Source organism: Mesobacillus sp. LC4 (assembly GCF_053543455.1).
The window spans coordinates 210368-235236 of record NZ_JBGCUB010000006.1; the positions used below are offsets into that span (position 1 = coordinate 210368).

The 24869-nt window shown below is 43.0% G+C and carries 18 protein-coding genes and 1 riboswitch; all 18 genes read right to left on the reverse strand.

The features are described 5' to 3' along the window. Positions 1–21: 21 nt before the first annotated feature. On the reverse strand, positions 22–2244 hold the full coding sequence (locus AB5I83_RS18820; RefSeq protein WP_448977554.1) for a ribonucleoside-diphosphate reductase subunit alpha: 2223 nt from the start codon (positions 2242–2244) through the stop codon (positions 22–24). After that, entirely contained in the window at positions 2219–2731 is a 513-nt protein-coding gene (locus tag AB5I83_RS18825) for an acyl-CoA thioesterase (protein WP_448977556.1), read from the reverse strand. Before AB5I83_RS18825 ends, AB5I83_RS18820 begins: the two co-directional genes overlap by 26 nt. Positions 2732–2894: 163 nt before the next feature. Continuing rightward, positions 2895–3079: riboswitch (cobalamin riboswitch) on the reverse strand. A gap of 99 nt (positions 3080–3178) precedes the next feature. Further along, positions 3179–3880 (reverse strand): LutC/YkgG family protein, encoded by a 702-nt coding sequence (locus AB5I83_RS18830; protein ID WP_448977558.1) that lies wholly within the window; start codon positions 3878–3880, stop codon positions 3179–3181. Further along, complete coding sequence (locus AB5I83_RS18835; RefSeq protein ID WP_448977560.1) at positions 3877–5301, reverse strand: LutB/LldF family L-lactate oxidation iron-sulfur protein; 1425 nt, start codon at positions 5299–5301, stop codon at positions 3877–3879. Before AB5I83_RS18835 ends, AB5I83_RS18830 begins: the two co-directional genes overlap by 4 nt. An 18-nt stretch (positions 5302–5319) precedes the next feature. Continuing rightward, positions 5320–6036 (reverse strand): (Fe-S)-binding protein, encoded by a 717-nt coding sequence (locus AB5I83_RS18840; RefSeq protein WP_448977562.1) that lies wholly within the window; start codon positions 6034–6036, stop codon positions 5320–5322. Positions 6037–6078: 42 nt separating this feature from the next. Beyond that, a complete protein-coding gene (locus AB5I83_RS18845; RefSeq protein ID WP_448977564.1) occupies positions 6079–6786 on the reverse strand; it encodes a FadR/GntR family transcriptional regulator in 708 nt (235 codons plus the stop codon). Between the two features lie 77 nt (positions 6787–6863). Beyond that, the gene (locus tag AB5I83_RS18850) at positions 6864–8444 is read right to left on the reverse strand and encodes an L-lactate permease (protein ID WP_448977566.1); all 1581 of its coding nucleotides are present in this window, start codon (positions 8442–8444) and stop codon (positions 6864–6866) included. Positions 8445–9055: 611 nt separating this feature from the next. Continuing rightward, positions 9056–11275, reverse strand: a complete 2220-nt coding sequence (katG, locus tag AB5I83_RS18855) for a catalase/peroxidase HPI (protein WP_448977568.1) — start codon at positions 11273–11275, stop codon at positions 9056–9058. A gap of 153 nt (positions 11276–11428) precedes the next feature. Beyond that, positions 11429–11755: a hypothetical protein gene (locus AB5I83_RS18860; protein WP_226086474.1), complete on the reverse strand. Its 327-nt coding sequence runs from the start codon at positions 11753–11755 to the stop codon at positions 11429–11431. Between the two features lie 516 nt (positions 11756–12271). Continuing rightward, the gene (locus AB5I83_RS18865; protein WP_448977570.1) at positions 12272–13291 is read right to left on the reverse strand and encodes a Gfo/Idh/MocA family oxidoreductase; all 1020 of its coding nucleotides are present in this window, start codon (positions 13289–13291) and stop codon (positions 12272–12274) included. Positions 13292–13359: 68 nt separating this feature from the next. After that, positions 13360–14439, reverse strand: a complete 1080-nt coding sequence (xylF, locus tag AB5I83_RS18870) for a D-xylose ABC transporter substrate-binding protein (RefSeq protein WP_448977572.1) — start codon at positions 14437–14439, stop codon at positions 13360–13362. Between the two features lie 358 nt (positions 14440–14797). Continuing rightward, positions 14798–16336: a response regulator gene (locus AB5I83_RS18875; RefSeq protein WP_448977574.1), complete on the reverse strand. Its 1539-nt coding sequence runs from the start codon at positions 16334–16336 to the stop codon at positions 14798–14800. Further along, positions 16329–17768 carry a sensor histidine kinase gene (locus tag AB5I83_RS18880; RefSeq protein ID WP_448977576.1) on the reverse strand — a complete coding sequence of 480 codons (1440 nt, stop codon included), beginning with the start codon at positions 17766–17768 and terminating at the stop codon, positions 16329–16331. The genes AB5I83_RS18875 and AB5I83_RS18880 overlap by 8 nt, the downstream gene beginning before the upstream one ends. Next, positions 17755–18738 carry a sugar ABC transporter substrate-binding protein gene (locus tag AB5I83_RS18885; protein WP_448977578.1) on the reverse strand — a complete coding sequence of 328 codons (984 nt, stop codon included), beginning with the start codon at positions 18736–18738 and terminating at the stop codon, positions 17755–17757. The genes AB5I83_RS18880 and AB5I83_RS18885 overlap by 14 nt, the downstream gene beginning before the upstream one ends. A gap of 292 nt (positions 18739–19030) precedes the next feature. Further along, on the reverse strand, positions 19031–20206 hold the full coding sequence (locus AB5I83_RS18890) for a sugar ABC transporter permease (RefSeq protein WP_448977580.1): 1176 nt from the start codon (positions 20204–20206) through the stop codon (positions 19031–19033). Between the two features lie 12 nt (positions 20207–20218). Next, complete coding sequence (locus AB5I83_RS18895; protein WP_448977582.1) at positions 20219–21739, reverse strand: ATP-binding cassette domain-containing protein; 1521 nt, start codon at positions 21737–21739, stop codon at positions 20219–20221. A 79-nt stretch (positions 21740–21818) separates the two neighbouring features. After that, positions 21819–22928 carry a sugar ABC transporter substrate-binding protein gene (locus AB5I83_RS18900; protein WP_448977584.1) on the reverse strand — a complete coding sequence of 370 codons (1110 nt, stop codon included), beginning with the start codon at positions 22926–22928 and terminating at the stop codon, positions 21819–21821. A gap of 342 nt (positions 22929–23270) precedes the next feature. Next, positions 23271–24509: a serine/threonine transporter SstT gene (sstT, locus tag AB5I83_RS18905; RefSeq protein ID WP_448977586.1), complete on the reverse strand. Its 1239-nt coding sequence runs from the start codon at positions 24507–24509 to the stop codon at positions 23271–23273. Between the last annotated feature and the right edge of the window lie 360 nt (positions 24510–24869).

Sequence of the window (24869 nt, forward strand, 5' to 3'; positions counted from 1 at the left end):
GATTTTTCCCGTCCCTTCCTCTTAACTATGGCAGCTTTCACATTCCACAAAATCACTGCTCGATGTGGAACGCACATAATATGTGGTCTTCAATCCGGATTTCCAGGCATCGAGATGCAAATCCAGGAGCGCCTTTGCTTTGATCGTATTTTTCACATAAAAATTAAATGAGATGGATTGGTCAATATGGCGCTGGCGACTTGCATTCTGCCTGATGCTCCAGTGCTGGTCCACGTTGTAGGCCGTCTTGTAAAACCACAACGTTTCCGCTGTCAGGTCTGGTGCAGTCACTGGAATCTTGTAATCTTTCTTCTCCTCAGAGTACTCGAGCCTGAAAATCGGGTCTATGCTTGCTGTCGACCCTGCCAGGATCGAGGTTGAAGAATTCGGAGCCACTGCCATCAAGTAACCATTCCTGATTCCATGCTCTTTTACTTCCTCTGAGAGATTCTCCCAGCTTTCGCCTTTATACTGTCTCTTCTCGAAAAACTGTCCTGTACACCAATCGGAACCTTCGAAATACGGATAGGCCCCTTTTTCTTTTGCCAGCTCCAGGCTTGCGCTGATCGTTAAATAGGCGATTTTTTCATAGAGAGTATCACAATACTCGACAGCCTCTTCACTCTCCCATTTGATTCCTTCCAGAGCGAGGAGATGGTGCCAGCCGAATGTTCCCAGTCCGATTCCCCGATAATTCTTATTGGTCAACTGTGCCTGCAGTACAGGGATTTCATTGATATCGATGACGTTATCAAGCATTCGCACCTGTATATGAATCACTCTCTCAAGAACCTCATCCATGACACTTTTCGCCAGGGAAATCGAGGATAAGTTACAGACGACAAAGTCGCCTGGCTTTTTATAGATTAAAATCTTCCCATCCTCGACTGTTTCTTCTTCCAGGAGGGTCGGGCTCATGTTCTGAGTGATCTCCGTACAAAGGTTGCTGCAGTAAATCATGCCCTTATGATGATTGGCATTCATCCTGTTCACCTGGTCCCTGTAAAACATATAAGGAGTCCCGGTCTCAAGCTGAGAGATCATGATGGATTTAAAGATTTCGATGGCAGGGACCACTTCATGTGACAAGTCTGGATGATAGACGCATTCCCAGTACTTGTCCCGGAAGGAGCCTGTCCCCTTCTCCTCGTCAAAGAAATCCTCTAGCGAATAGCCCATGACGCGTCTTACCTCATGAGGGTCAAACAAATACCAGTCCCCGCGTTTTTCTACTTGCTCCATAAAAAGATCCGGGAGGCAGAGGCCTGTGAATAAATCATGTGTCCGCTGGCGCTCGTCCCCATTGTTCAGCTTTGCGTCCAGGAATGGGAATATGTCTTTATGCCACACATCCAGGTAGACAGCGATTGCACCCTGGCGCTGCCCCAATTGATCGACCGAAACCGCTGTGTTATTCAGCTGCTTCATCCATGGAATGACACCTGAACTGATCCCTTTAAAGCCCTTGATATCACTGCCGCGGCTCCTGATTTTTCCGAGATAGACACCAATGCCTCCTCCGTTCTTGCTTAAGGTAGAAATGTCCGTGTTGGAATCATAGATGCTCCTTAAATCATCAGCCACCGTATCGATAAAGCAGCTCGACAGCTGGCCATAGCTTTTGCCAGCATTGGCGAGCGTTGGAGTCGCCACAGTCATATAGAGGTTTGAAAGCGCCCAGTAAGCTTCCTTCACTAGTTGAAGCCGCTTTTCTTTCGGCTCTTCCGCCAGCAGGGTCATGGCGATGATCATGAACCGCTCCTGCGGCAGTTCAGCCACATCGCCTGTATGCGTGCGCGCCAGGTACCTTTCCGCCATCGTTAAGAGGCCTATATATGTAAATAGTTCGTCTCTCTCGGGCTCAATGACTCTTTCAAGAAAATCGATTTCTTCCCGTGAATAAGATTCAATGATTTTACCATCATAGATTCCTATTTCTATCAACCTATTGATCAATTCATAGAACGATCCGTAACCAGCTGCTCCTCTAAAGCCTGAACTAAGCTTGTACAATCTCTTCTGGTAAAGCCGTGCTGCAACATAGGTCCAATCTGGCTCATTCCGATCAATTCGTTCGACTGCGTTCAGAATCACCATGGTCTCGACCTGGTCATCTGTCATATTTTTTACCCGAAGAGCCTGGTCCATTTTTTCTTTGAAATCTGAAAAATCCAGCAGTGGGAATGATTGTTCCATTTCCTCGATCTGCTTCACGGCTCTATCCTCTTTTACTTGATTGCTCATTCACGATTCCTCCAACTTGATTACTTTTCCTCATTTCCAGCCTATGCTTCCTTCTCATATCGGCCGTGTTGAACAGCTCCCATTCCTCTGCATTCTCCGGAATCACCCTTGCGACTGGAACCGGAGTGCCATTTTCATCCTTAGCGACCATGGTCAGAATCGAGGTGGTCGTCAAAGTCTTCTTGCAGGTTTTCAAGTTTTCGCTTTCCACCTTCACGAATACTTCCATTGATGTTCTGCCTGTCGAAATCACCATTGCTTCCAGGGTCAAGATATCGCCTACTACTGCGGAAGAGAGAAAGTTAACCGAGTCGATCGAGGCCGTGACGACAGCTGTTCTGCTGTGTTTCATTGCCGCAATCGCGGCGATTTCATCAATATAGGATAGTACCGTTCCGCCAAAAATCGTTCCGAGATGGTTTGTGTCCGGAGGCAAAACAAGCACATTCTGAAAAGTCCTCGACACATTTGTTGATAATCCTTCCATTCCTGACCTCCTGTTTGTAAAAATACTCCCTGAAAAATGAGAAAAACCCATCTCGAAAGATGGGTTAAAGTTAACGTTGATGTCATGAACGCTCATATGAAACTAAAAAACAGCATGAGCCTGTCAATTGATCCCCGTAATACCTTCCCAATTCCCGAAGAAGATAACACGAATAAATATGGCAGGTCTCCTGACTTGTGCTTCACCCTACTTTGAGGCCTTCCCATCTATTTGTTAGACAGTGGTTCTTCCTCATTTCGTCAGCACTTACAGTTGCGGGAACAGTTCTGGATTCTCACCAGATTCCCTATTAAGTCTTATTCAGACACCATATTTACCGGTATATTCAATATTTAGTTATGAAACTACTTATCTAACACAATATATCGTGTTATGAAATGATAGTATATCATCTTTCATTCTTTTTCAACTATTTTTCATCGAAGCTTAATCCACGACAATGTATGTTGCTTTGACAGGTCCGTGCACTCCGACTATCAGGTTCATTTCGATGTCGGCACTGTTGCTTGGGCCGGTGATGAAACTGACATAGGAAGGGACGTCTTCGCCGCTGGCCTGTGCCTCGTGGATGTGTCTGGCTGCCTGAGTCATCCGTGGCACGAGGGTGCTTTTCGGAATGATGGCAATGAATGTTCGCGGCAGCAGACTGATCGATCGCCCATTGTCTTTCGTATTGAACAATGTCACAGTGCCAGACTCGGCAAGCGTGATGTCGCTGAACACAAGCCCTACATCCGCTCGTTCCGCAATCTTTTGATTTTCCTTGCCAAGCGCTGGATTCCACACATGGACATCCACACTGTCTCCCTGTTCTTCGAAACACTTCGTGATCCCATACTCCTGATGGCGGACATCATTGGATGTGACAATCGCCTTGCCTTCATAGGCCTGAAGCGTTTCGTTCAAAACTTCCGTCAGGCCGGCACGGTCTGTCCTTTTAAAAGTGGTATGGATGACCTGGCAATGTTTTTCAAGCACTTCAACCAATTCGTCCTGGCTCATACCTTTGAACACTTCATCCTGAGGAGTAACGCTCCATTGCGGCCGCTCGACTCCTTCTGTCCGCCGCTCCCGGCCTAGTCTGGACGCCAGTTTATCTAAAAAGGCTTCTCGATTCTGGATGTTCATTTGGATTCACCGTCCTTCTGTCTTTGCTTGAACCACGAACGGAACGACTGTCCCTGTGGAGCATAAAAATCACGGACTTCGGTCCACGCCTTCAGTGGCCCTGGCCCGTTTTCAATCATTCCATCTTTCGTCCATGGCCCAAGTGCCGGCTTGGCCATTTTCGCACTCATATTATAAACCGACGGATTAGAAGCCCAAGCGGAAAAACCTTTCATCATCAACTTTTCTGCCGTTGGGGTCATATTTTTTTCCACAATGATCTGTCGGTGGCGGATCAGATGCTCATGCAGTGGAATTTTAACAGGGCAGGCTTCCGTACAGGCTGCACACAAGGTCGATGCATATGGAAGCTCTTTATGATCCTCATAACCTTCCAGCAGCGGTGTGATCACAGCACCGATTGGCCCCGGATAAATTGAGTTGTATGCATGCCCGCCGATATGACGGTAAACCGGACACGCGTTGATGCAGGCCGCACAGCGAATGCAATGCAGAGCCGACTGAAACTCGGTTCCAAGGATCTTGGAGCGTCCGTTGTCGACAATCACCAAATGGAATTCCTCAGGACTGTCCACTTCCTGCTCAAGGCCAGCACCCGTAATCGCCGTGATATAGCTCGTCAATTTCTGACCAACCGCCGCACGTGTCAATAGACTGACTAGGACCTCCATCTCTTCCCATGTCGGTACGATCCGTTCCATACCCATCACCGTGATCACGGTATCCGGAAGACTCGTCACCATTTCGGCGTTCCCTTCATTTGTGACCAGCGTGATCGATCCAGACTCCGCAATCGCAAAGTTGCAGCCAGTCACACCGACATCAGCTGATAAAAAGTCCTGTCGCAGCTGCTCACGGGCAAAGGCAGCCAGTTCCTCCGGCGTGTCAGATCCTGTATAGCCTTTTTTCTTCGCGAACGTTTCGCGAATCTGCTGCTTATTTTTATGAAGGGCAGGGGTCACGATATGCGATGGCGGATCTTCATCCAATTGCAGAATCCACTCACCAAGGTCGGATTCGACCACTTCAGCGCCAACTTCCTCAAGCGCTTTATTTAAGCCGATTTCCTCAGTGACCATCGATTTTGCTTTGACAACTTTTTTTGCATCTTTCTTTTGAATGATGCTTTTCACATACTGGTTCGCTTCTTCTGCTGTCTCGGCAAAAAATACATGGCCGCCGCGTCTTGATACTTGCTCACTCAATTGATACAGGTAATAATCGAGGTTTTCCAGCGTATGGGTGCGGATTTCCTCACCTAAATCGCGCCAGTCCTCCCAGTTTCCAAGCTCAGCCGCCTGTGTAAGCCGTCCGGTCCGGAATCTGCCTTGCGCGGAGGAAACAGCCTGCCGCATAAAATCATCTTTAATTCCTTTTTGGATTCGATCTTTATAAGGAACCTCACCAATTTTGATGCTCATCTCTTTTCCCTCCGTTCCTTAGTGTGTATTTAAAATTTCTGTGATGTGGATGATCTTCACTTTTTTGCCTTCACGCTCCATGCGGCCGCCAATATTCATCAGGCAGCCCATATCAGCACCGACAAGATACTCCGCTTGCGTCTCTGAGACATGGCGCGACTTTTCACTGACCATCTCTTGAGAAATGACCGGATTCTTCACGGCAAACGTTCCGCCGAAACCGCAGCAATCCTCTTCCCACGGCAAATCCACCAGCTCAACACCCTTCACATTGTGCAACAAGATTTTCGGCTGTTCTTTTACCCCAAGAAGGCGTTTCATATGGCAGGAAGAATGGAATGTCACTCTTCCTTTAAAAGTAGAGCCCAAATCAGTGATGCCCATTACATCCACAAGGAACTCGGTAATTTCATAACACTTAGCAGCGAAGACCTTCGCTTCTTCTTCCCACTCAGGGTCTCCTTTAAAAATATGTGGATATTCCTTCAGCATGCTCACGCAGGAGCCTGATGGCCCGACCACATATTCCGAGTGACGAAAAGCCTTCATCATCTGTTTCATAGATTGCTTAGCCTCTTGTAAATACCCGCTGTTATAGGCAGGCTGCCCGCAACACGTCTGTTCCATCGGGTAATCCACTTCACATCCAACTCGCTCAAGGATTTCAAGCGTATTTTTTGCCACATCCGCAAAAAGAATATCGCTCAGGCACGTACTAAATAAGGATACTTTCATGATTGTCCACCTCTGGTAAAAGTCAGCGAATCACCGCGCTAATCACTCAATGCATTTAAAAAGTCGGTCCTGCACTTTCTGTAAATGCTCAAACATGGCTTGGCGCGCTTCATCTGACTGTCGATTTTTTATTGCTTCAAAAATCCGTCGATGCTCAAAATGCAAGTCATCAACAATGTTATCTGAATACAGGAGTACCTTCCGGGTTTCCTGAATGGTTTGTGAATTCAGCGCTGAGACGCTGCTCATCAGATTGATCAGTAATTTGTTATGTGTCGCATTGGCGATGGCAACATGGAAATCCAGATCCGCTGTCGAAGCGAGCTCCTCATTTCCATTGGCATGCTCCATCACGATCAACGCTTTTTCGATCGCCAGCAAATCTTCCTCCTGGTGTACAGCAGCAGCATGAGCCGCCGTGCCGCTTTCCAGAATCTTTCTGACCTCATACAGTTCCTTCACATCTTCAAGCTTCATCAAGAAAGCGCTAGTGACGGGCAATTGGAATTTCGAAGGGTCAAAGGTATTCACAAACGTTCCTTCTCCCTGGCGCATCGTCACCAGCCCCATTGTCCGCAGACCACTCAATGCTTCCCGAATCGTGGAACTCCCAACGTCAAAGCTTCTTGCCAGCTTTTCAACTGAATCTAATTTATCACCGGGTTTTAACTCACCCGTTTTTATCAACTCAATGATTGAGTCAGCAACTTGTTCATAAACTTTTTTAATCTTAACTCTTTTGTATGGCATGTCGTTCATCTCCCATCTATTCCTTATTATTATACAGAGAATTTAGTTCTCCGAAAGATAGTGGGACCTTTTGGATACTATAGAAGGTTTAAAAAGATAAACCCAGAAATTCCAGCGAGGATTCCATAGAAAATCGCAGGTGCTAATGTTTTACGAATGATCTCGCCTTCTTTGCCGGATACTCCAACAACTGCACTTGCAGCAACGACATTATGCACACAAATCATGTTTCCAGCGGCTGCTCCAATGAGCTGGACAGCCAGCACGATATTCGACTCGAGGCCAACGGAATCTGCGACATTGAATTGGATCGGCGAAAACGTCAGCGTCGAAACTGTGGCACTTCCGGTAATGAACGCCCCCAGCTCACCAAGGAATGGAGCAACGAAGATCCATACCGAGCCCAGTGAGCTTGCGAAGGACTCCGCAATATACTGCGGCATGCTGATCAATTCATTCATGTTCAATCCTGAGTTCACAAATACTTGCACCATCGATAGCGTCGCAATCAATGAAATCGATGTCATTTTCATCGTCGATAATGACTCCTTCGACGCATTGGCAAAGGTTTGATATGATTTACGCTGGAATAAGAACGCTAAAACCGCCGCAGCAGTAAGGATGGTGCCTGGAGAATATAAAAATTCCCAGGCTGATGTCACGCCCTCAACCCCTAAAATATTGCTCCACGTAAAGTCGATTGTTGTTCTCGTAAACTCTTTCAGCGCAGGAACAATCCTTGTAAGCAGCAATAAAAGAACGACAACAACATATGGTGACCAGGCTGTCACAATACCCATCTTTGACTTTTCAGTCGAAACAACAAAGTCTTTACGCATCGCTGCTTTCCATTCTGTTTTCGGAAGCAAGAATCCTTTCTTAGCAGTCACAGTCGCCACCGCCAATGTGATGAGCGACGCAAGAATCGAAACAAATTCATGTCCAAAAAGACTTGCTACCAGGAACGCACTGCCTGTGTAAATGAATCCAATCATTAGTGTCCATGGAAGCATCGGCAATGCATCCTTGATACCGCTTCCAAAGAACACCGTTAACACAACCATTAAAACAAATGGAATAAACGAACCTGCCAGCAGATCAAGACTTGTCACTGTAACGGCAATGTCATGGAAGAATGGCGTATCGGCACCAGGAATATTGCTCAATCCAACAGCCACTGGCGTCCCAACCGCTCCAAACATAACCGCAGTACTATCGGCAATCAAGGCAATCGTCGCAGCTGCAATTGGCTGGAAACCTAAAGCCAGCATCAACGGACCTGTCACCATCGCCGGCGTTCCAAACCCTGCAGCTCCTTCAATTAATGAACCGAATAAGAAAGCAACGATGATGACCTGCACCCGCATGTCACCAGAAATACTTTGGAATCCCTGATTAATCCTCACAACCGCTCCTGTATTTCGAAGCGTGTTCAATAACACCAAAGCACCAAATAAAATCCAAAGAATCGTCAACGTCTTATGTACCCCTTGAAAAATCGATGCCAACACCACTTGCCCTTCCATCCCCCAGGCAGTAAGCGCTAACAAAATGACGATCAATGAACTCAATGTCATCCCCTTAGCTGCCGGCATCCGCATAATCACCAAGAATAAAAACGGAGCAATAATCGCACTTAAAGCAATCAGCAATAACATCTGTACCCTTCCCCCTAGTTGCTCATATTGAGTTTTCATAGCTTCATAGTTTCGTTTGCAAACCCTCTTGTCATGTGGTCATCAGATGACCTCATTATTTTTTCACACTTTTTAAGAGAATTCAATAAGAAAAATCACACATTTTGGTTTTAACTCTATTTTTAGCGAGGGAGAGTGCAGGCAACAAAATAAAGCATAATCACCAATGGGAAGGCTATGTTGATGTTTATAAGCATTTATAAGCGGACCTTTCCGGCTATTATTTATAGGGGATGTTTATGGTGGAGAAATAAGCGGAGAATTTCCGGCTATTGTATGTAGAGGGTGCTTATGAAGCATAAATAAGCGGAAAGATTCCGGTTATTATATATAAAGGATGCTTATGATACCGAAATAAGGGAACATATTCCGGTTAACTTCAATAAAATGGACAAAAATCAACGATTTTATGAAATAACCGGAAAAACAACCCTTATTTTTAAGAAAAAAAGGGATGTTTTCGATTTAAGCGGAATTTCTCCGGTTATTTTTCAAACTCTGTAGGTCCAAAAAGGTATATCCATAAAAAATAGATAGCAGACCCATTGATCTGCTATCTACTAAACTATTTATTAATGTTTTAACGCCAATTCCGAATTCTTACGGGCCTGTTCACTCAGGTCAAACCTGTCTGCATTCATGACCTTGACCCAAGCTGAAATGAAGTCGTGCACAAACTTTTCTTTGTTATCATCCTGAGCATACACTTCGGCAATCGCGCGCAGCTGTGAGTTAGAACCGAAAACGAGGTCGACTCTGGTGGCTGTTCGAACTAGGTCACCTGTCTTGCGGTCACGCCCTTCATATACAACACCGTCTACTGGCTTCCATTCCACTCCCATATCGAGTAGATTCACGAAGAAATCATTTGTCAGTGTGCCGATGGAATCTGTGAATACGCCATGTTTTGTGCCACCATGGTTCGTACCAAGGACGCGCATCCCGCCAATTAATGCCGTCATTTCCGGTGCACTAAGGTTCAACAGCTGCGCCTTGTCCAGCAGCAGCTCTTCCGGACTCACGCCATACTGTTTCTTCTGATAGTTGCGGAAACCGTCGGCATATGGCTCCAGCACCGCAAAACCCTCTGCATCTGTCTGCTCTTCTGTCGCATCCCCGCGGCCAGCAGCAAAAGGAACGGTTACATCAAAGCCTGCAGCTTGAGCGGCTTTCTCGATGGCAGCACTTCCGCCTAGTACAATCAAGTCAGCTAGACTGACTTTCTGGTCCAGTCGACTTTGAATGTCTTCAAGTACACCAATCACCTTTGCAAGCTGTTCCGGCTGATTCACTTCCCAATCCTTTTGCGGAGCCAAACGGATGCGGGCACCATTCGCTCCTCCGCGGAAATCAGAACCACGGAAGGTACTTGCCGAAGCCCAGGCAGTCGTAACCAACTCACCGATAGTAAGCTCGGAGTCAAGGATCAATTCCTTGATCTTTTCTGCTTGTTCATTGGTTAATTCATAGTCAACAGCCGGAACAGGGTCTTGCCAGACAAAATCTACTTCTGGAACTTCCGGACCTTTATATCTTGATTTAGGGCCCATATCACGATGCAATAACTTGAACCATGCCTTTGCAAATGCATCCGCGAATTCATCTGGATTTTGATGGAATCGGCGGGAGATTTTTTCGTATGCCGGGTCATGCCTCAAGGCAATATCAGTTGTGAGCATCATGGTTGGAACTTTTACAGAAGCATCTTCCGCATCCGGTGCAAGATCCTTCTCAGCAGGATCTACCGCCAGCCATTGATAGGCACCTGCCGGACTCTTTGTCAGCCACCATTCATAGCCAAACAATAAGTCAAAGTAACCATTATCCCATTGTGTAGGATTTGCCGTCCAGGCTCCTTCCAGGCCGCTCGTAATCGTATCGTGTCCTTTGCCGCTGCCATATGCATTTTTCCAGCCTAAACCCATTTCTTCAATTGGAGCAGCTTCTGGTTCCGGACCGACCTTGGCCGCGTCCCCTGCTCCGTGAGCTTTTCCAAATGTATGGCCGCCAGCGATCAGGGCTACTGTTTCTTCATCGTTCATACCCATCCGCGCAAATGTTTCGCGAATGTCCTTAGCTGCTGCCAGTGGATCCGGCTTGCCATTCGGTCCTTCAGGATTCACATAGATAAGACCCATTTGCACCGCAGCAAGCGGATTCTCCAGCTCGCGGTCGCCAGTGTACCGTTTATCGCCAAGCCATTCAGACTCAACTCCCCAGTAAGTGTCTTCTTCCGGATGCCAAATATCCGGCCTTCCTGCGCCGAAGCCTACTGTCTTGCCGCCCATCGACTCAATGGCCACATTACCTGCCAGCAAAATCAAGTCAGCCCAGGAAATCTTGTTTCCATACTTCTGCTTAAGCGGCCATAACAGACGGCGTGCCTTATCAAGATTGCCATTATCAGGCCAGCTGTTAAGCGGCGCGAAACGCTGCGAACCCGTTCCGCCGCCGCCCCGGCCATCACCAATACGATAGGTGCCTGCTGAGTGCCAGGCCATCCGGATGAACAACGGCCCATAATGACCATAGTCAGCCGGCCACCAATCCTGACTTGTTGTCATAAGGTCGTGCAAGTCCTGCTTCAGAGCATCATAGTCCAGCTTTTTAAACTCTTCATTATAATTAAAATCTTCTCCCATAGGATTGGATTTTCTGTCATGCTGATGGAGAATATTCAATTGTAACTGGTTCGGCCACCAGTCCCTATTCGTCGTCCCGCTAGTTTTATGACTAGTAGCACCCCCGTGCGTAAAAGGGCATTTTCCAACCTTTGCAGTATCCTTGTCCATTTTCTTTCCCCTTTCGTTTAAATAAAAATAATTAAAGTTTCACCATTAATAACTATGAAAGAGGCAAGAAATTTAGTATCTATAATTGGAATATTTTATGATTTGAAGCAACTGAGAATGGAATTGGAGGAAATAAGATTGGTTGAAAGACCGCTAGCCAAAATAGACTTCAACACTTTTTTCTTTCTGTGCCGTTTCTAAACAGCTTTGGATAAAGAGGAAGATTTGTTTTTGATCCCAGGAAGTACAATCACTTTCCGACGGTGCAGCAGTTTTAAAGAATTTTTTATAGCCTTTCATAGCCTTTTCAACTTGTTGCAGCGAAAAGATCGAGCTCTTACCTGACCCACTGACTCCGGCATAGAACTGGTAGGCATCTAGGAAGCGATACAGCAGCAGTGCATTATGATTCCCCATGCTAAAACGCGCATAAGCAATTTCTTCCCTTGCTTTATTCAAACCGTAAATATCATGACCCATTCATGTTACCTCCTGTTTTAAAAATAAATTTATAATAGAAGTGCAGTTGGGTAGTTTACATGGGTAATCACTCCCTTCGTGTAGGTATTGCTGTTAGGTAATTTTTGTTTAATGAAGAGATGGCTTTTAAAAAAATTGAGGGTTGGTTGTTCAGAAAGGTTTGTATCCTAAATCTAGCAATTGTGTGAGTTTATTAGGGAAATTAGGAGGGTATTACGCTTTTCTTCTTCTTATAAAAGAATACCACATTAGGTATATTATCGATTTGAGTTTTTTATAAACTTATCGACAACTTTGTGAATGATAATTGACATTCCTCCCTTATCAGCTTTCCCCCAACACTTTCTCCGGTAACTGATAACGCATAAGGTGCTTTTGTTAATACAAAAAACGGAACCAGTTTCACCTGATTCCGTTGATAATGTCTGATTTATTCATAGCTTAATATCAAATATCCTCAGTCGTAATCTATTGGGTCTCATCGCATTCTGATCAGGATTGGACGATTCATTATTTTCACTCATTCAACCATTCTTCTTTATTAATCAATCTTCCTTCTTCCGAAGATGTTCGTGCCAGTTCGATCAACTTGGTCACTCTAAGTGCCTCTTCCATTGAAACGACCGGTTCCCTTTTCGATATGCTATCTGCAAGTAATGAAAAGAAATGATCGTATCCGCCAGATTCAATGGTGACCTCTTTGGTTTCTTCTCTATAGATTGTACCCACTTCTTTTTCTTTTCCTTGATAAAAGGTCCCATCTGCCAATTGAGGTTCCTGCTTGTCTAGCCCATATTTTACGAAACTGCCTTTTAATCCATGCAGTTCAAAACGAGGGTAGGCAGAATTAATAAATGAACTTGAGCGCAAATAGACTCGTTTCTGGCCATAATGAAGCACGATGAGAAAGCCATCATCCGTTTCGCCATTCTCCCGTTGAGTCATTATTTCTGCGTATAATGCATCTGGTTCACCGAACAAAACAAGTGCTTGATCAATTAAATGTGAGCCTAAATCGTATAAAATGCCCGATCCTGCTCCTGGTTTTTCTCTCCAGCGGTTACGTATAACAGGTCTGAATCGATCAAACCGTGATTCAAGGACTTTCCAATCTCCGAGCACTTCTTCTTTCAATAATTTTGTTAGTGTTAAAAAGTCTCCGTCCCAGCGGCGATTTTGGTGTACCGACACTACTGACCCGCTATTCTGGGTAAGCCGAATGAGTTCTTTTCCTTCTTCAACTGTTAAAAACGCCGGCTTTTCGACAAGCACGTCTTTTCCTGCAAGAATACATTGTTTCAACATATCATAGTGCATGTCAGATGGCGTCGTGATGACATATAAGGTTGCCTCACTTTGAGTAAGTGCCTCTTCAACCGTTGCATATACCGGTACATTGCTTACAACACTATGGTCTTTGGAAGATCCTGATCTTGAAATAATTCCGACCACTTCATATTTATCAGAATGAATCAAGTGCGGCAAGTGGAATACCTTTGCGGCAAAACCAAACCCGACAATTATTGTTTTTATCACGAAAAAACCTCCTTCAATCTCGTTGTTATAAAATCATTGTTTAAAAAAATACCAACCGGGTCTATTGATCATTCCCCTATCTTTCCATAAACCTCTTCTCGCAGATGAAACCCATCAGCAATAATGGTGTCATCTATATTATTTTTATCTACAGCAATTGGCGCAAGGAGGAGCGATGGTATCTCTAATTTCCCGTTATTCATCTTTCGATTCGTTGTAATGGTTTCTCCCTCTGCCATTTTGATAGCTGCTCTTGCAGCTTCGTATGCTAATGTTTTAATAGGTTTGTAAATGGTCATTATCTGTGTCCCTTGCACAATACGCTGAGCTGCTGCTAAGTCTGCATCTTGTCCGGCAACTGGAATTTCCCCCGCAAGACCTTGTGCTTCAAGTGCTTGTATGACTCCACCTGCTGTGGCATCATTTGCAGCAATAACAGCATCTATCTCATTATTATTTATTTTCAAAGCGGCTTCCATATTTGACTGTGCATTTTCAGGAGTCCAATTTTCAGTCCACTGATCATACACAATCTGTATGTCCCCCCTATCAATGAATGGCTGGAGGACATTAAAAACTCCTTTTTTGACTAAATGAGCATTGTTATCTGTATTTGCTCCGCCGATATATACATACTTCCCTTTTGGAACTAACTCTGTAATCGCCTCAGCTTGAAGTTCTCCGACTAACTCATTGTCAAAAGAAATGTAAAAATCAACAGATGAATTTTTCACTAAACGGTCATATGAGATAACTTTAATGCCGGCAGAGTGGGCTTTGTTAACGATCGTTGCAACAGCCTCTGCATTATGCGGCACGATCACAAGCAAATCAATCCCCTCGCTAATTAACGTTTCTGCCTGAACAATTTGCAAGGTATCGTCACCCTTCGCTTCCCGTATCACGACTTCCGCTCCTAATGCCTCTACCGCTTCTTTAAATAAGTCCCTATCTCTTGGCCACCGTTCCTCTTCTAATGTATCCATCGAAAACCCGATTTTAAGCTTGTCTTCAAAATCAGTAACCCTTTCATGCTCGGATTCATTGTTTTCATTCTGTATTGGAGACGCCCCTTCTTCGCAAGCCGCCAATAACATTAGCAGGAGGATCAGATTCAATAAACCAACATTCCTCAGCTTTCTTACCATCTTTTTCCCTCCCTTCCCCTGCGGCATTTCTGTTTCGCTTCGGCATTATATTAATAGATTGCTTTTTTAAAAGATAGGCTCTGTTAAACAAGACTGTTGATTTTCGTTCCAGGCGCTTCGCTTTCCCCGGGTGGCTCGGGAAGCCTCCTCGTCGTTACACTCCTGCGGGGTCTCCCCTGACCCATGCTCCCGCAGGAGTCTACGCGCCTTCCACTACAATCAACAGGATGCTAAAAATCAACATTGAGCTATAACAGAGCCAAAAGGCAAGAAAGTATAAAATTTACTTCGAGAATTCTCCACTCCAGTTCTAGTCAGGGCTGACAAAGGCGCTTGCGCTTTTCTAATACAAAAGAGACTATTCTTTTATTCCAAGCAGTGTTTTACGATATTCTCTTGGGGATACATTGCACATCTTTTTAAATACTTTGCTAAAATAATTTGGTTCATGATAGCCGACTTCAATTGTAATTTCCTTAATGCTCTTTTCCGGTTCTGCTAACATTTTCTTTGCTTTTTCAATGCGGCACTCAGTTAAAAAGTCAATGTAATTAATCCCTAGTTTTTCTTTAAACATTTTACTGATATAAATGGGGCTTAACCCGACTTTATTACTAAGCGTTTCTAATGAAATATTCTGTTGGGAATTTTCCATGATGTATTGCTTGATCCGATAAATTGTATCCGCTTCCAAACTAATATAATGTCTATCATAAGAATCTTTTACATCCATCAGAAGATTGACCGTTTCAGAACGTAATTGACGGTAATTTGACGCTTGATAATGGTAAATTGGAGTTGCTGTCTCAATCCCCAAGTCGCTTATAATCGACCAGATTGACCATAATGCTTCTAATACGAATTGTTGTGCTTGCTGGATTTCTATCCCATCCATCTCGTATGCCTGGATCAGATGGCTAATGTTCGATTTAATTTCGTCCCACTGTCCAAGACGAACCTGGTCGGAAAGATCTTTTTTTAAAAACTTCGCCTGTTGCCAACTGCCTGTTTCATTCAAAACAGGTATATCTTGATAAAAACGATATTTTACCGGAAGCGTCTTATTGCTCGAAGCAATGATTGCCTCTTGATAAGATTGACGAATTTTCTCTAATGAGCTGCAATCATTACCGATCCCAATGAACCAGCCAGCTTTCTGCTCCTTATTTACTTCTAATAAAATATCTCTTGCTAAAGAAGTTGCTTGTGATCGATAAGGTTGCCCGTTTCTAAAGATAATGATCGGCAGCTGGCCATCGTATAGAGCACCCATCCAACCACTTCTTGTTTTCCTTACTTTTTCTTTAATCCGTGAGTAAAGATGCTCCTGTCCATCTGGTACAATCACATTCATGACAAATACCTGACTTGTTGATTGAATTTCGAGCATTTCCATTAGCATATTTAAGTGAACTTCATGCACATGATCAAATAGCAGCTGCGTTACAACATCTGTTTCAACGAGAGCTAATGTTCGTTGAAGCATTTCACGCTGCATGCTGTTTTCTGCTTGTAACTCCCTCTCGTTTTCTAATTCTTTCAATACCTTCCCGACCGTTGCCCTTATTTCACTCACCTTACTCGGCTTTAAGATATAATCTTTTGCTCCAAGCTTTAAGGCTGACTGCACATAATTAAACGTATCAAATGCGGTTACCATGATGAATTTAGTAGTAGGAAAATCCGCAAGTATCTGCTCTACGGCTTCCAGGCCGTTGATGCCAGGCATTTGGATATCCATTAATACTAAGTCTGGTTTGAAACTTGCTGCTAACTCTACTGCTCTACTCCCATTATTGGCTTGCTCAACAATCAGGTCCGGGAATGCCCGATTTAAAATGGCTTCCATCCCTTCCCGTTCTATTTGTTCATCATCCACAATCAAAAGTTTAATCATGCATTTCGCCTCTTTGTTTCGGAATTTTCAGTAGAACTGACGTGCCGCTGCCTAATGTGCTCTCAATATTTATGACGTCATCCCTCTCATAAAAAAGGCGCAGACGCTTTACCACATTACTGAAACCTATTCCTGTTGAATGTCCTGCTGGCTGCACTTGACGTTCCATTAGAATTTGATTAATGATTTCCTCAGACATGCCGATTCCATCATCCTCAATTTGAATCAGGACGGATTCATTCTTTTCTTTCATGCGAATTGTGATGACACCCCCGTTAATATTGGGCTCTATTGCATGAATGACAGCATTTTCAATAATCGGCTGCAGGGTAAGTGCGGGAATCGCAACATGTAAGCATGATTCATCAATGTCTAATTGCAGTTGAAGTCGATCTGTAAAGCGCGCCTTCTGAATCTGCATATATTGATTGACAACCATTAATTCATCTCTTAATGTGACAGAACGATCAATTTGCTTTAAATTGTAACGTAAAAGATCTGCCACGCTGACGAGCAAATCACTAATCTCTTCCGACCCTTCCAGATACGCTTTTTTCGATAGCGTATTAAGCGTATTAAACAAGAAATGCGGATTCATTTGGCTTTGCAGACTGCGGAAATGACTTTCCTGCAGCAAAATTTTGTTCTGCTGCAGTTCATGTTCCAGCTTTGCTTTTTCCTTTATTTGCTGAATCAAATTATTTATATTCGTCCGCATATGATCGAATGTCTTAGCAAGAAAGGCAATTTCATCATTCGATTTGACTGTTATTTCATTATCGAATCTCCCCTTCGCCAGTTCACTTGCAGCCTTTGTTAATTGTTGGACCGGCCTTGTGATGCTTAAGGAAAACCAATAAGTAGCCAATAATAACAGTAAGGATGTTAATAAAATCATCCATATGGCAAGCTTCACTAATTCAATTGATTGCTCCATGATCCCACGATAGAATGGCTCATGTGTTTTGAGTTCCATATCGATCAATGTGAGCGTCATATCGGAAATATAGTTACTAATACGTGTCGTTTCTGCCAGGTCTTTTACCGCGGCCTCGGAATCTCGTTCGAGTCCCATCAAGCGGTCCGTTGTCTCGATTAAACTGCCCATTAAATGAATGTAATTTGTTAATGTAAAATCATTCACTTCATTTCTTACCTTAAATACTTCATATCTGGCAGATTCCAGCGACTTTTTGCTGCTCTCTAATTTTTGTAGGTTTTCTGGTGTTGATTGGTTCATATAGTTATTCAAGTCTGTGATTACTTGATTGCTGGACCTCGAGACATCACTCAATATTAAGTATCGGTTTAAGATGTCATTATACTTTACTTGTGTTTTATAGTTATAGAATGTCAAAGTGATCCAAATGACGGACATGATGACAATGACAATAGTTGTGAATGTTAATATTTTTCTTCTAATGCTGTTCATTTCTGTTGTCCTTCAATATGCGTATGTTTGTGAAGTAACCTTTAATATCAAGCGGGACCGTCTCCCCATTCAGCCAATTAACAAGTTGCTCTACACTGACTTCACCCATTGTTTCTGGGTCTTGCTCGACGACTCCGTCAATTTTGCCTTCTTCAAAAAGCGGTAACGATTCTGGTCCATCATCAAAGGTATAGATAAAATAAGGTTCAACTTGGGAGCGCTTTCCTATTTCCTGGACCATTGGACCAATCATGTTCGCGTTTACCGCGATGAACGCATCCACATCCGGCATTTGATTTAACTGGTCTCTCATCGTGGTGGTGACCTGATCCTTAGACTCTGCTGTTTCCGCATATTGTATTTTAATATTTGGATACACTTTCAAAGTGTCATAGATGCCTTTTAATCTCTCATTTTGGTAATACTCTTTCTGCCTGTCAGAAAGGAGGACAACATTCCCTTCCGTCCCCATATCACTTAACAACTGCCTTGCTATTAATCCTCCAGCACGAAATTGGTCTGAACCAACATATGTTCTTCTTAAACTCTCTTTCATTGGCACATCATTTGCTACCGTAATAATCGGAATTCCATTAAACGCAGCCTTTACTTTTGTGAGCTCTTTGAACTCGTCTGTATCAAGCCCTTGTATGATGATACCATCCACTTTGGAATGGATAGCCAGCTCCAGCTTTTTTAAGAATTGTTCTGAATTATTGCTATAGCTTCCCCATATTTCAAGGCTGGCTCCTTCTTTCACCGCCTGTCTCGCTGCTCCCTTGCCAACCTTATTCCAAAATGTCGTGTCCATGTCTCTCGTGATGAAAACTAAGCGATAGTGAGAGTCTGTTTCCTTCTTTGCTTTAGGTAAGGAAACGTCATTACTAAAGACGATGTTGGCTGATACGAAAATGAGATAACAAAGGGAGACAAATACAAGGCCCAGTATGGTATACATATACTTTTTCATCTTTGCTTTCTCCCCTTTTTCTTTCTCTGACCGTCTGGATGTTATTTAACTTGATTCTATCAGCCTGGCTATTAAACCGCATTATAAAGTTAAAGGTAATTATGCAAGAAAAACGCAAGCGCCTGGATCAGCCCCGACAAGCGCTGGAGAGCGGACCTCGAGGAAGTACTTTCAGGGATGAAAGCTGGCTAGGCGCTGGAGCTAGACAATTCTCGACGTGAATTTTACACATTCTTATATGTCAAAAAAGGCTTCCCCAATTGTCTTGGTGAAAGCCCGCTAAAAAAGGGTGTTAGTTTCCTTTTCTTCTTGTCATGACGTCGAAGATTACGGCTAAGGCTAAAACGCCACCTTTAATCATATATTGATAGGAAATCCCTACTCCCAGCAAATTCATTCCGCTTGTTAAAGATGCCATTACGATTGCTCCGATGATGGCCCCTGTTACTTTACCTACTCCACCTGCCGCAGATACACCGCCAACATAGGCAGCTGCGATGGCATCAAGTTCGAATAGTGTTCCTGCAGTTGTAGTGGCTGCCTGAAGGCGAGAAGTAAATAGAATACCTGATAAAGCAGATAGCAAGCCCATCGAACCGAACACAATAAATGTAATCTTGTTAACGTCAATCCCACTTAAATGTGCAGCCTCTGGGTTACTGCCGACTGCATAAATATGTCTTCCAAGTACTGTCTTCGTTGTCAAGAAATGATAGACAAGCACAACTAATAAGATAATCACCACAGTCCAAGAGAAACCATTATAGCCAGCTAAAATCCAAGTGATTGCAGCGATGATAGCCGAAACGAACACAAGCTGTAAAATGAAAATCTGCTTTGAAACTACTTGGAAATTATACTTAATCTTGTTTCGACGATTGGAGATTGCACTAAAATTGTAAAATACGATTCCCAGTACCCCAATCAATAAAGATAGTAAATGCAACCCGCTAATCTGCATGATAGATGGAATGTATCCATTTCCAATTGCATTAAAAGCATCATTTTGAACGATAATGGTTCCAGACTTTTCTGTCACCTGAAGAATCGCACCGCGATAAATCAGCCAGCCTGCCAGTGTTGCAACAAAGGCAGGAATTCCTACTTTTGCAACAAGAAATCCTGTAAACAAACCGGCAATTGTTCCAAGTATTAAAATCACAGGGATCACAATATAAACCGGTAAACCATGCTGCATTAGAAGTATGGCAGCAATTGCTCCAAGGAAACCTGCTAAAAACCCGATTGAAAGGTCTATATGCCTTATGACAATGACCAGCATGACACCGACAGCCAGAACCGCAATATAACCAGCAGAATCTAGCAAGTTGCTAATATTGCGGGAAGAAATAAATAAGCCATCCGTTAAAATGGTAAAGATGAGAAAGATGACGAATAAGGCAATGTACATCCCGTAATCACGAATATTTTTACTGATTAACGTTTTCACGTCATTTATTAAAGTCATTGGTTTAACCTCCTATTGTGTTGCAACCTGCATTATTTTTTCCTGGTTGGCTTCATCTATTGGCAATTCGCCTTTGATTTCTCCTTCGGCCATGACATACACTCTGTCACTCATTCCCAATACTTCACCAAGCTCAGAAGAAATCATGATGATACTCAATCCCTCTTCAATCAGCTTGTTCATCACCGTATAAATTTCAAATTTAGCGCCCACATCAATACCTCGGGTAGGCTCATCTAATATTAGGAGTTTAGGGCCAACAAACAGCCACTTGCCTAGCGAAACTTTTTGCTGGTTACCACCACTTAATTTGCCAACAAGCTGTTCTAAAGAAGCGGCTTTGATATGTAATGAAGTTTTATAGCCATCCGCTACTTTAATCTCTTCATTGTCATTGATGACTCCGTTGGCAGAAATCCCTTGTAAATTAGCAGCAGAAATGTTGCTTTTAATATCTTGCAGTAAAAACAACCCATCTCCCTTACGATCCTCAGTAACATACGCAATTCCAGCTTTAATTGCCTCACTAGTATGTTTCAATGCTTTCGGCATTCCATCCAACAGTAAGTCACCTTGCAGCTTATAAGCCTTCGCGTTACCAAAGATACTAAGGGCAAGTTCCGTTCGGCCAGAGCCCATTAAGCCTGCCAAACCAATAATTTCACCTTTTTTAACATATAAATTTGCATTCTTCACTACATGTCTGCCAAGCTTTTGGTCATACGCAGACCAATTCTTTAACTCAAGTACCTTTTCTTCATACGATTTCTTCGCGCGTTTCGGATAAATATCTTGAATTTCGCGTCCAACCATATTTTTTATAATGGTATTTTCTGTTATCTCACCTTTGGAAGCATCCAGGGTTCCGATCGTTTGCCCATCGCGAATAACAGTTGCACTGTCTGCTATCGAAATAACTTCCTTCAATTTATGGGAAATCATAATGCAGGTAATCCCTTGTTTTCTGAGATCATCAAGTAAGTTTAATAAGTTTTCACTGTCATCTTCATTTAATGCTGCTGTCGGTTCATCGAGAATGAGAAGCTTTACGTCTTTACTTAACGCTTTGGCAATTTCAATCAACTGACGTTTTCCTACTCCTAAATCTTTAACAAGTGTCTCAGGGTTAATGTCGAGGTTAACTTTTTCAAGCAATTTTTTAGCTTCAACAATCGTCTCATTCCAGTCAATCAAAGCCCCTTGCTTGATTTCATTGCCAGCAAATATATTCTCGTAAACTGTGAGATCAGGAAACAGAGCTAGTTCCTGGTAAATGATCACGATACCTGCATGTACACTATCGTTAATTTTATTAAATTGCTGTACCTTACCTTCGTAAACAATATCCCCATCATAAGTCCCGTAAGGATAAACCCCGCTAAGCACTTTCATTAGAGTGGACTTCCCAGCCCCATTTTCTCCAACTAAGCAGTGAATTTCACCCTTCTTCACTTTAAAATTGACATTGTCGAGCGCCCTAACTCCTGTAAATTCCTTTGAAATCTGCTTCATCTCCAGAATATATTCGCTCATCCTCATTCCCTCCAAGCAAAACAGCTATAATAATTGCGTGATAGTATTCAAATGGAATACTATCACGCAGTTTTAATTCTTATAGTCCAGAAAACTCACTGGCTTCGTAGTATTCTGAATCAATTAGTTCTTTCTTAACATTCTCTTCGTCTACGACAATAACGTCTGTTTGTTTCGCTTTCACATCAACTTTTCCATTGTTATAAGAACCAGTTGTAGCTGGTTTTTTATCATCAAGGATGTCGATTGCCATATCAATTGCGTCTGCAACCAGTGTTCTTACATCTTTAAAGACCGTCATAGATTGCTTGCCATCAATGATGTATTGAATTGAAGCTTTCTCAGCATCTTGACCTGTTACTACGAAACTAGAAATGTCAGAGTCTGTTCCGAAAACATCTGCAATAGAACGGGCAGTTCCATCGTTTGGAGCTAAAACCGCTACATTACCTTTTAAATCCGTACCTGCTGCTGTTAAGTGTGTTTGTGCTTTATTTTTCGCTTCGTTAGGATCCCAGTTTGTTGTTACCTGGCCCAGGATTTTCCCTAACTCATCACGAGTAAGCTCTTGCTTATCTTTAAATGCCTCTGCTTCTGTAGAGTTAGCGATTACAAAAGTACCATCTGCAATCTTCGGCTGAAGAACTTTCCAAGCACCTTCAAAGAATAAGAATGCGTTGTTATCAGAAGAAGCTCCTGCATAAAGGTATAACGGAACGTTTGAACCTTCTACACTGTCTATCAAGTATTGACCTTGAGCAGCACCTACTGCCAGACTATCGAACGTTACATAATAATCGATTGCATCTGTTTCTGTAATTAAACGGTCATAAGCTATTACGGTTACTCCTTCTTTTTTCGCTGCTTCTACCGCAGAACCAGCTGCTGCACCATCATGAGGAGCAATAATTAATACTTCAATACCTTTGTTAAGCAAAGTTTCTACATTTTCTTTTTCCTTTGCAGAAGAACCTTGGCTGAATAAAATTTCCGTCGTGTAATCAGAATCAGCTAATGCATCTTTAAAGCGCTGCTCATCTTGCACCCATCTCGGCTCATCCTTCGTTGGAAGAACAATTCCTACACTCACTTTACTGCTTCCGCCAGTTGTCCCGCTGCATGCAGCCAGCATTCCAGTTAACACAGTCATTACAATCAAAACAGAAAATAATTTCCAAACTTTTTTCACTAATATTTCCCCCTTTAAAGATGAAATTAATTTGCTACAATTCCATCATATAGCGGACAATACACTTTGAAAGCGTTAACATATAGTAATCTTTTATTATCTTCTGTACTTTTTTAGCTTTTCTGAAAAAAGTGACCACCAGTTTTATGTAGTTTCTTAAATGGCTTTACAAAAAGCTGTTTATTAAAGAAACGTATCTTTCATAATGAGTAAATACGTCACTCATCATATAAATTTTCTGATGATGAATGAAGAATCTGCAGCTGAACAAGAAAATTCCAAAACTAAAGCAGGAACCTAATAGGTTCCTGCTTTAGTTTTGGAATTTATATTTCGGTCATATTAAGACGCCTTTTTAATTTCAACCACTTTCCCTTCTTCACGCCATTTCTTGAATTCAACGGCAGCTGTGAACAGGACGTCTGTGGATGAGTTAAGGGCTGTTTCAAAGGAATCTTGTAAAACACCAATGATGAATCCTACTGCTACCACTTGCATGGCGACATCATTCGGAATGCCGAACAAGCTGGATGCGAGCGGGATCAGCAGCAGGGAACCTCCGGCAACGCCTGAAGCACCAGCAGCACTGATTGCAGCCAAAACACTTAGGATGACGGCAGTCGGCAGATCCACTTGAATTCCCAGCGTATGGACTGCAGCCAGTGTCATAACGGAGATGGTCACAGCCGCTCCAGCCATATTGATGGTTGCTCCTAAAGGAATGGAAACAGAATAGGAATCCTTATCCAGGCCTAATTCTTCACATATTTTAATATTCACAGGGATATTTGAAGCGGAACTGCGTGTAAAGAATGCAGTAATGCCACTTTCTTTTAAACATTTTAGAACAAGCGGATATGGATTTTGCCTGATCAATGTGAACACGATAATCGGATTGACTACAAGGGCCACAACAAGCATGCAGCCGATCAGGACGGCAAGCAATTTTCCATAGCCAAGCAAAGAACTGATTCCGTTTGTCGTAATCGATTCAAATACAAGCCCCATGATGCCCAGCGGTGCGAATTTGATCACCCAGGCAACGATCTTGGACATAGCATCGGCTAAGTTCCCAATCACCGTCTTTGTTGAATCAGCTGCACTCTTCAGAGCAAAACCAATCAGGGCTGCCCATGCTAAAATACCGATATAATTTGCATTTATAATAGCGTTAACTGGATTGTCCACGATGTTGAGCAGCAAGGTTCTTAAAACCTCTACCACACTGCCAGGAGGCGTCATGCCCTCCGCACCAGCAGTAAGCTTCAAGCTCACCGGGAACATAAAACTAGCAATAACAGCAATAAGTCCAGCTGCAAACGTTCCTAAAAGATATAAAGAAATAATCGTTTTCATGTTTGTTTTCTGCCCGCGTTTGTGCTGGACAATCGCCGACATAACCAAGAATAATACCAATACAGGGGCAACTGCTTTCAGGGCACCTACAAACAGAGACCCTAAAATCGCAACCGGCTTTGCAAGCTCAGGAACCGTTAATGCGAGAACCACACCTATTACCAAACCCGCAATAATCTGTTTCACCAGGCTTACTTGTTTCAACTTCCCTAGTAAATCTTGCATCGTCATCTCCCCTTAAAGTAAATTCTTTTTTTACATTGCATTTGCAAGATAAACAATGAACGTTTCGCTGTCCTCCTACAAAACACAAATGTCCTTGTTCTGTGTATTATAGATGTTAAAATGGTATATTACAATATAAAAATTTTAATATACTAAAAGTCTAAACTATCTTAATACTCAGATAATAATACACCATATTATATTTACCTGTTAATAGATCATTCTACCCAGTATAGGTCCCTTTTTAAGGGAACCAAAATCTCAACCAGCTTTCTTTTGGCTGCTAAAAAAGCCTCATCCCACAACGAATAAGACTCACTAATATTATGCAAGTACTATTTTCGCAACAGCCTCCACATG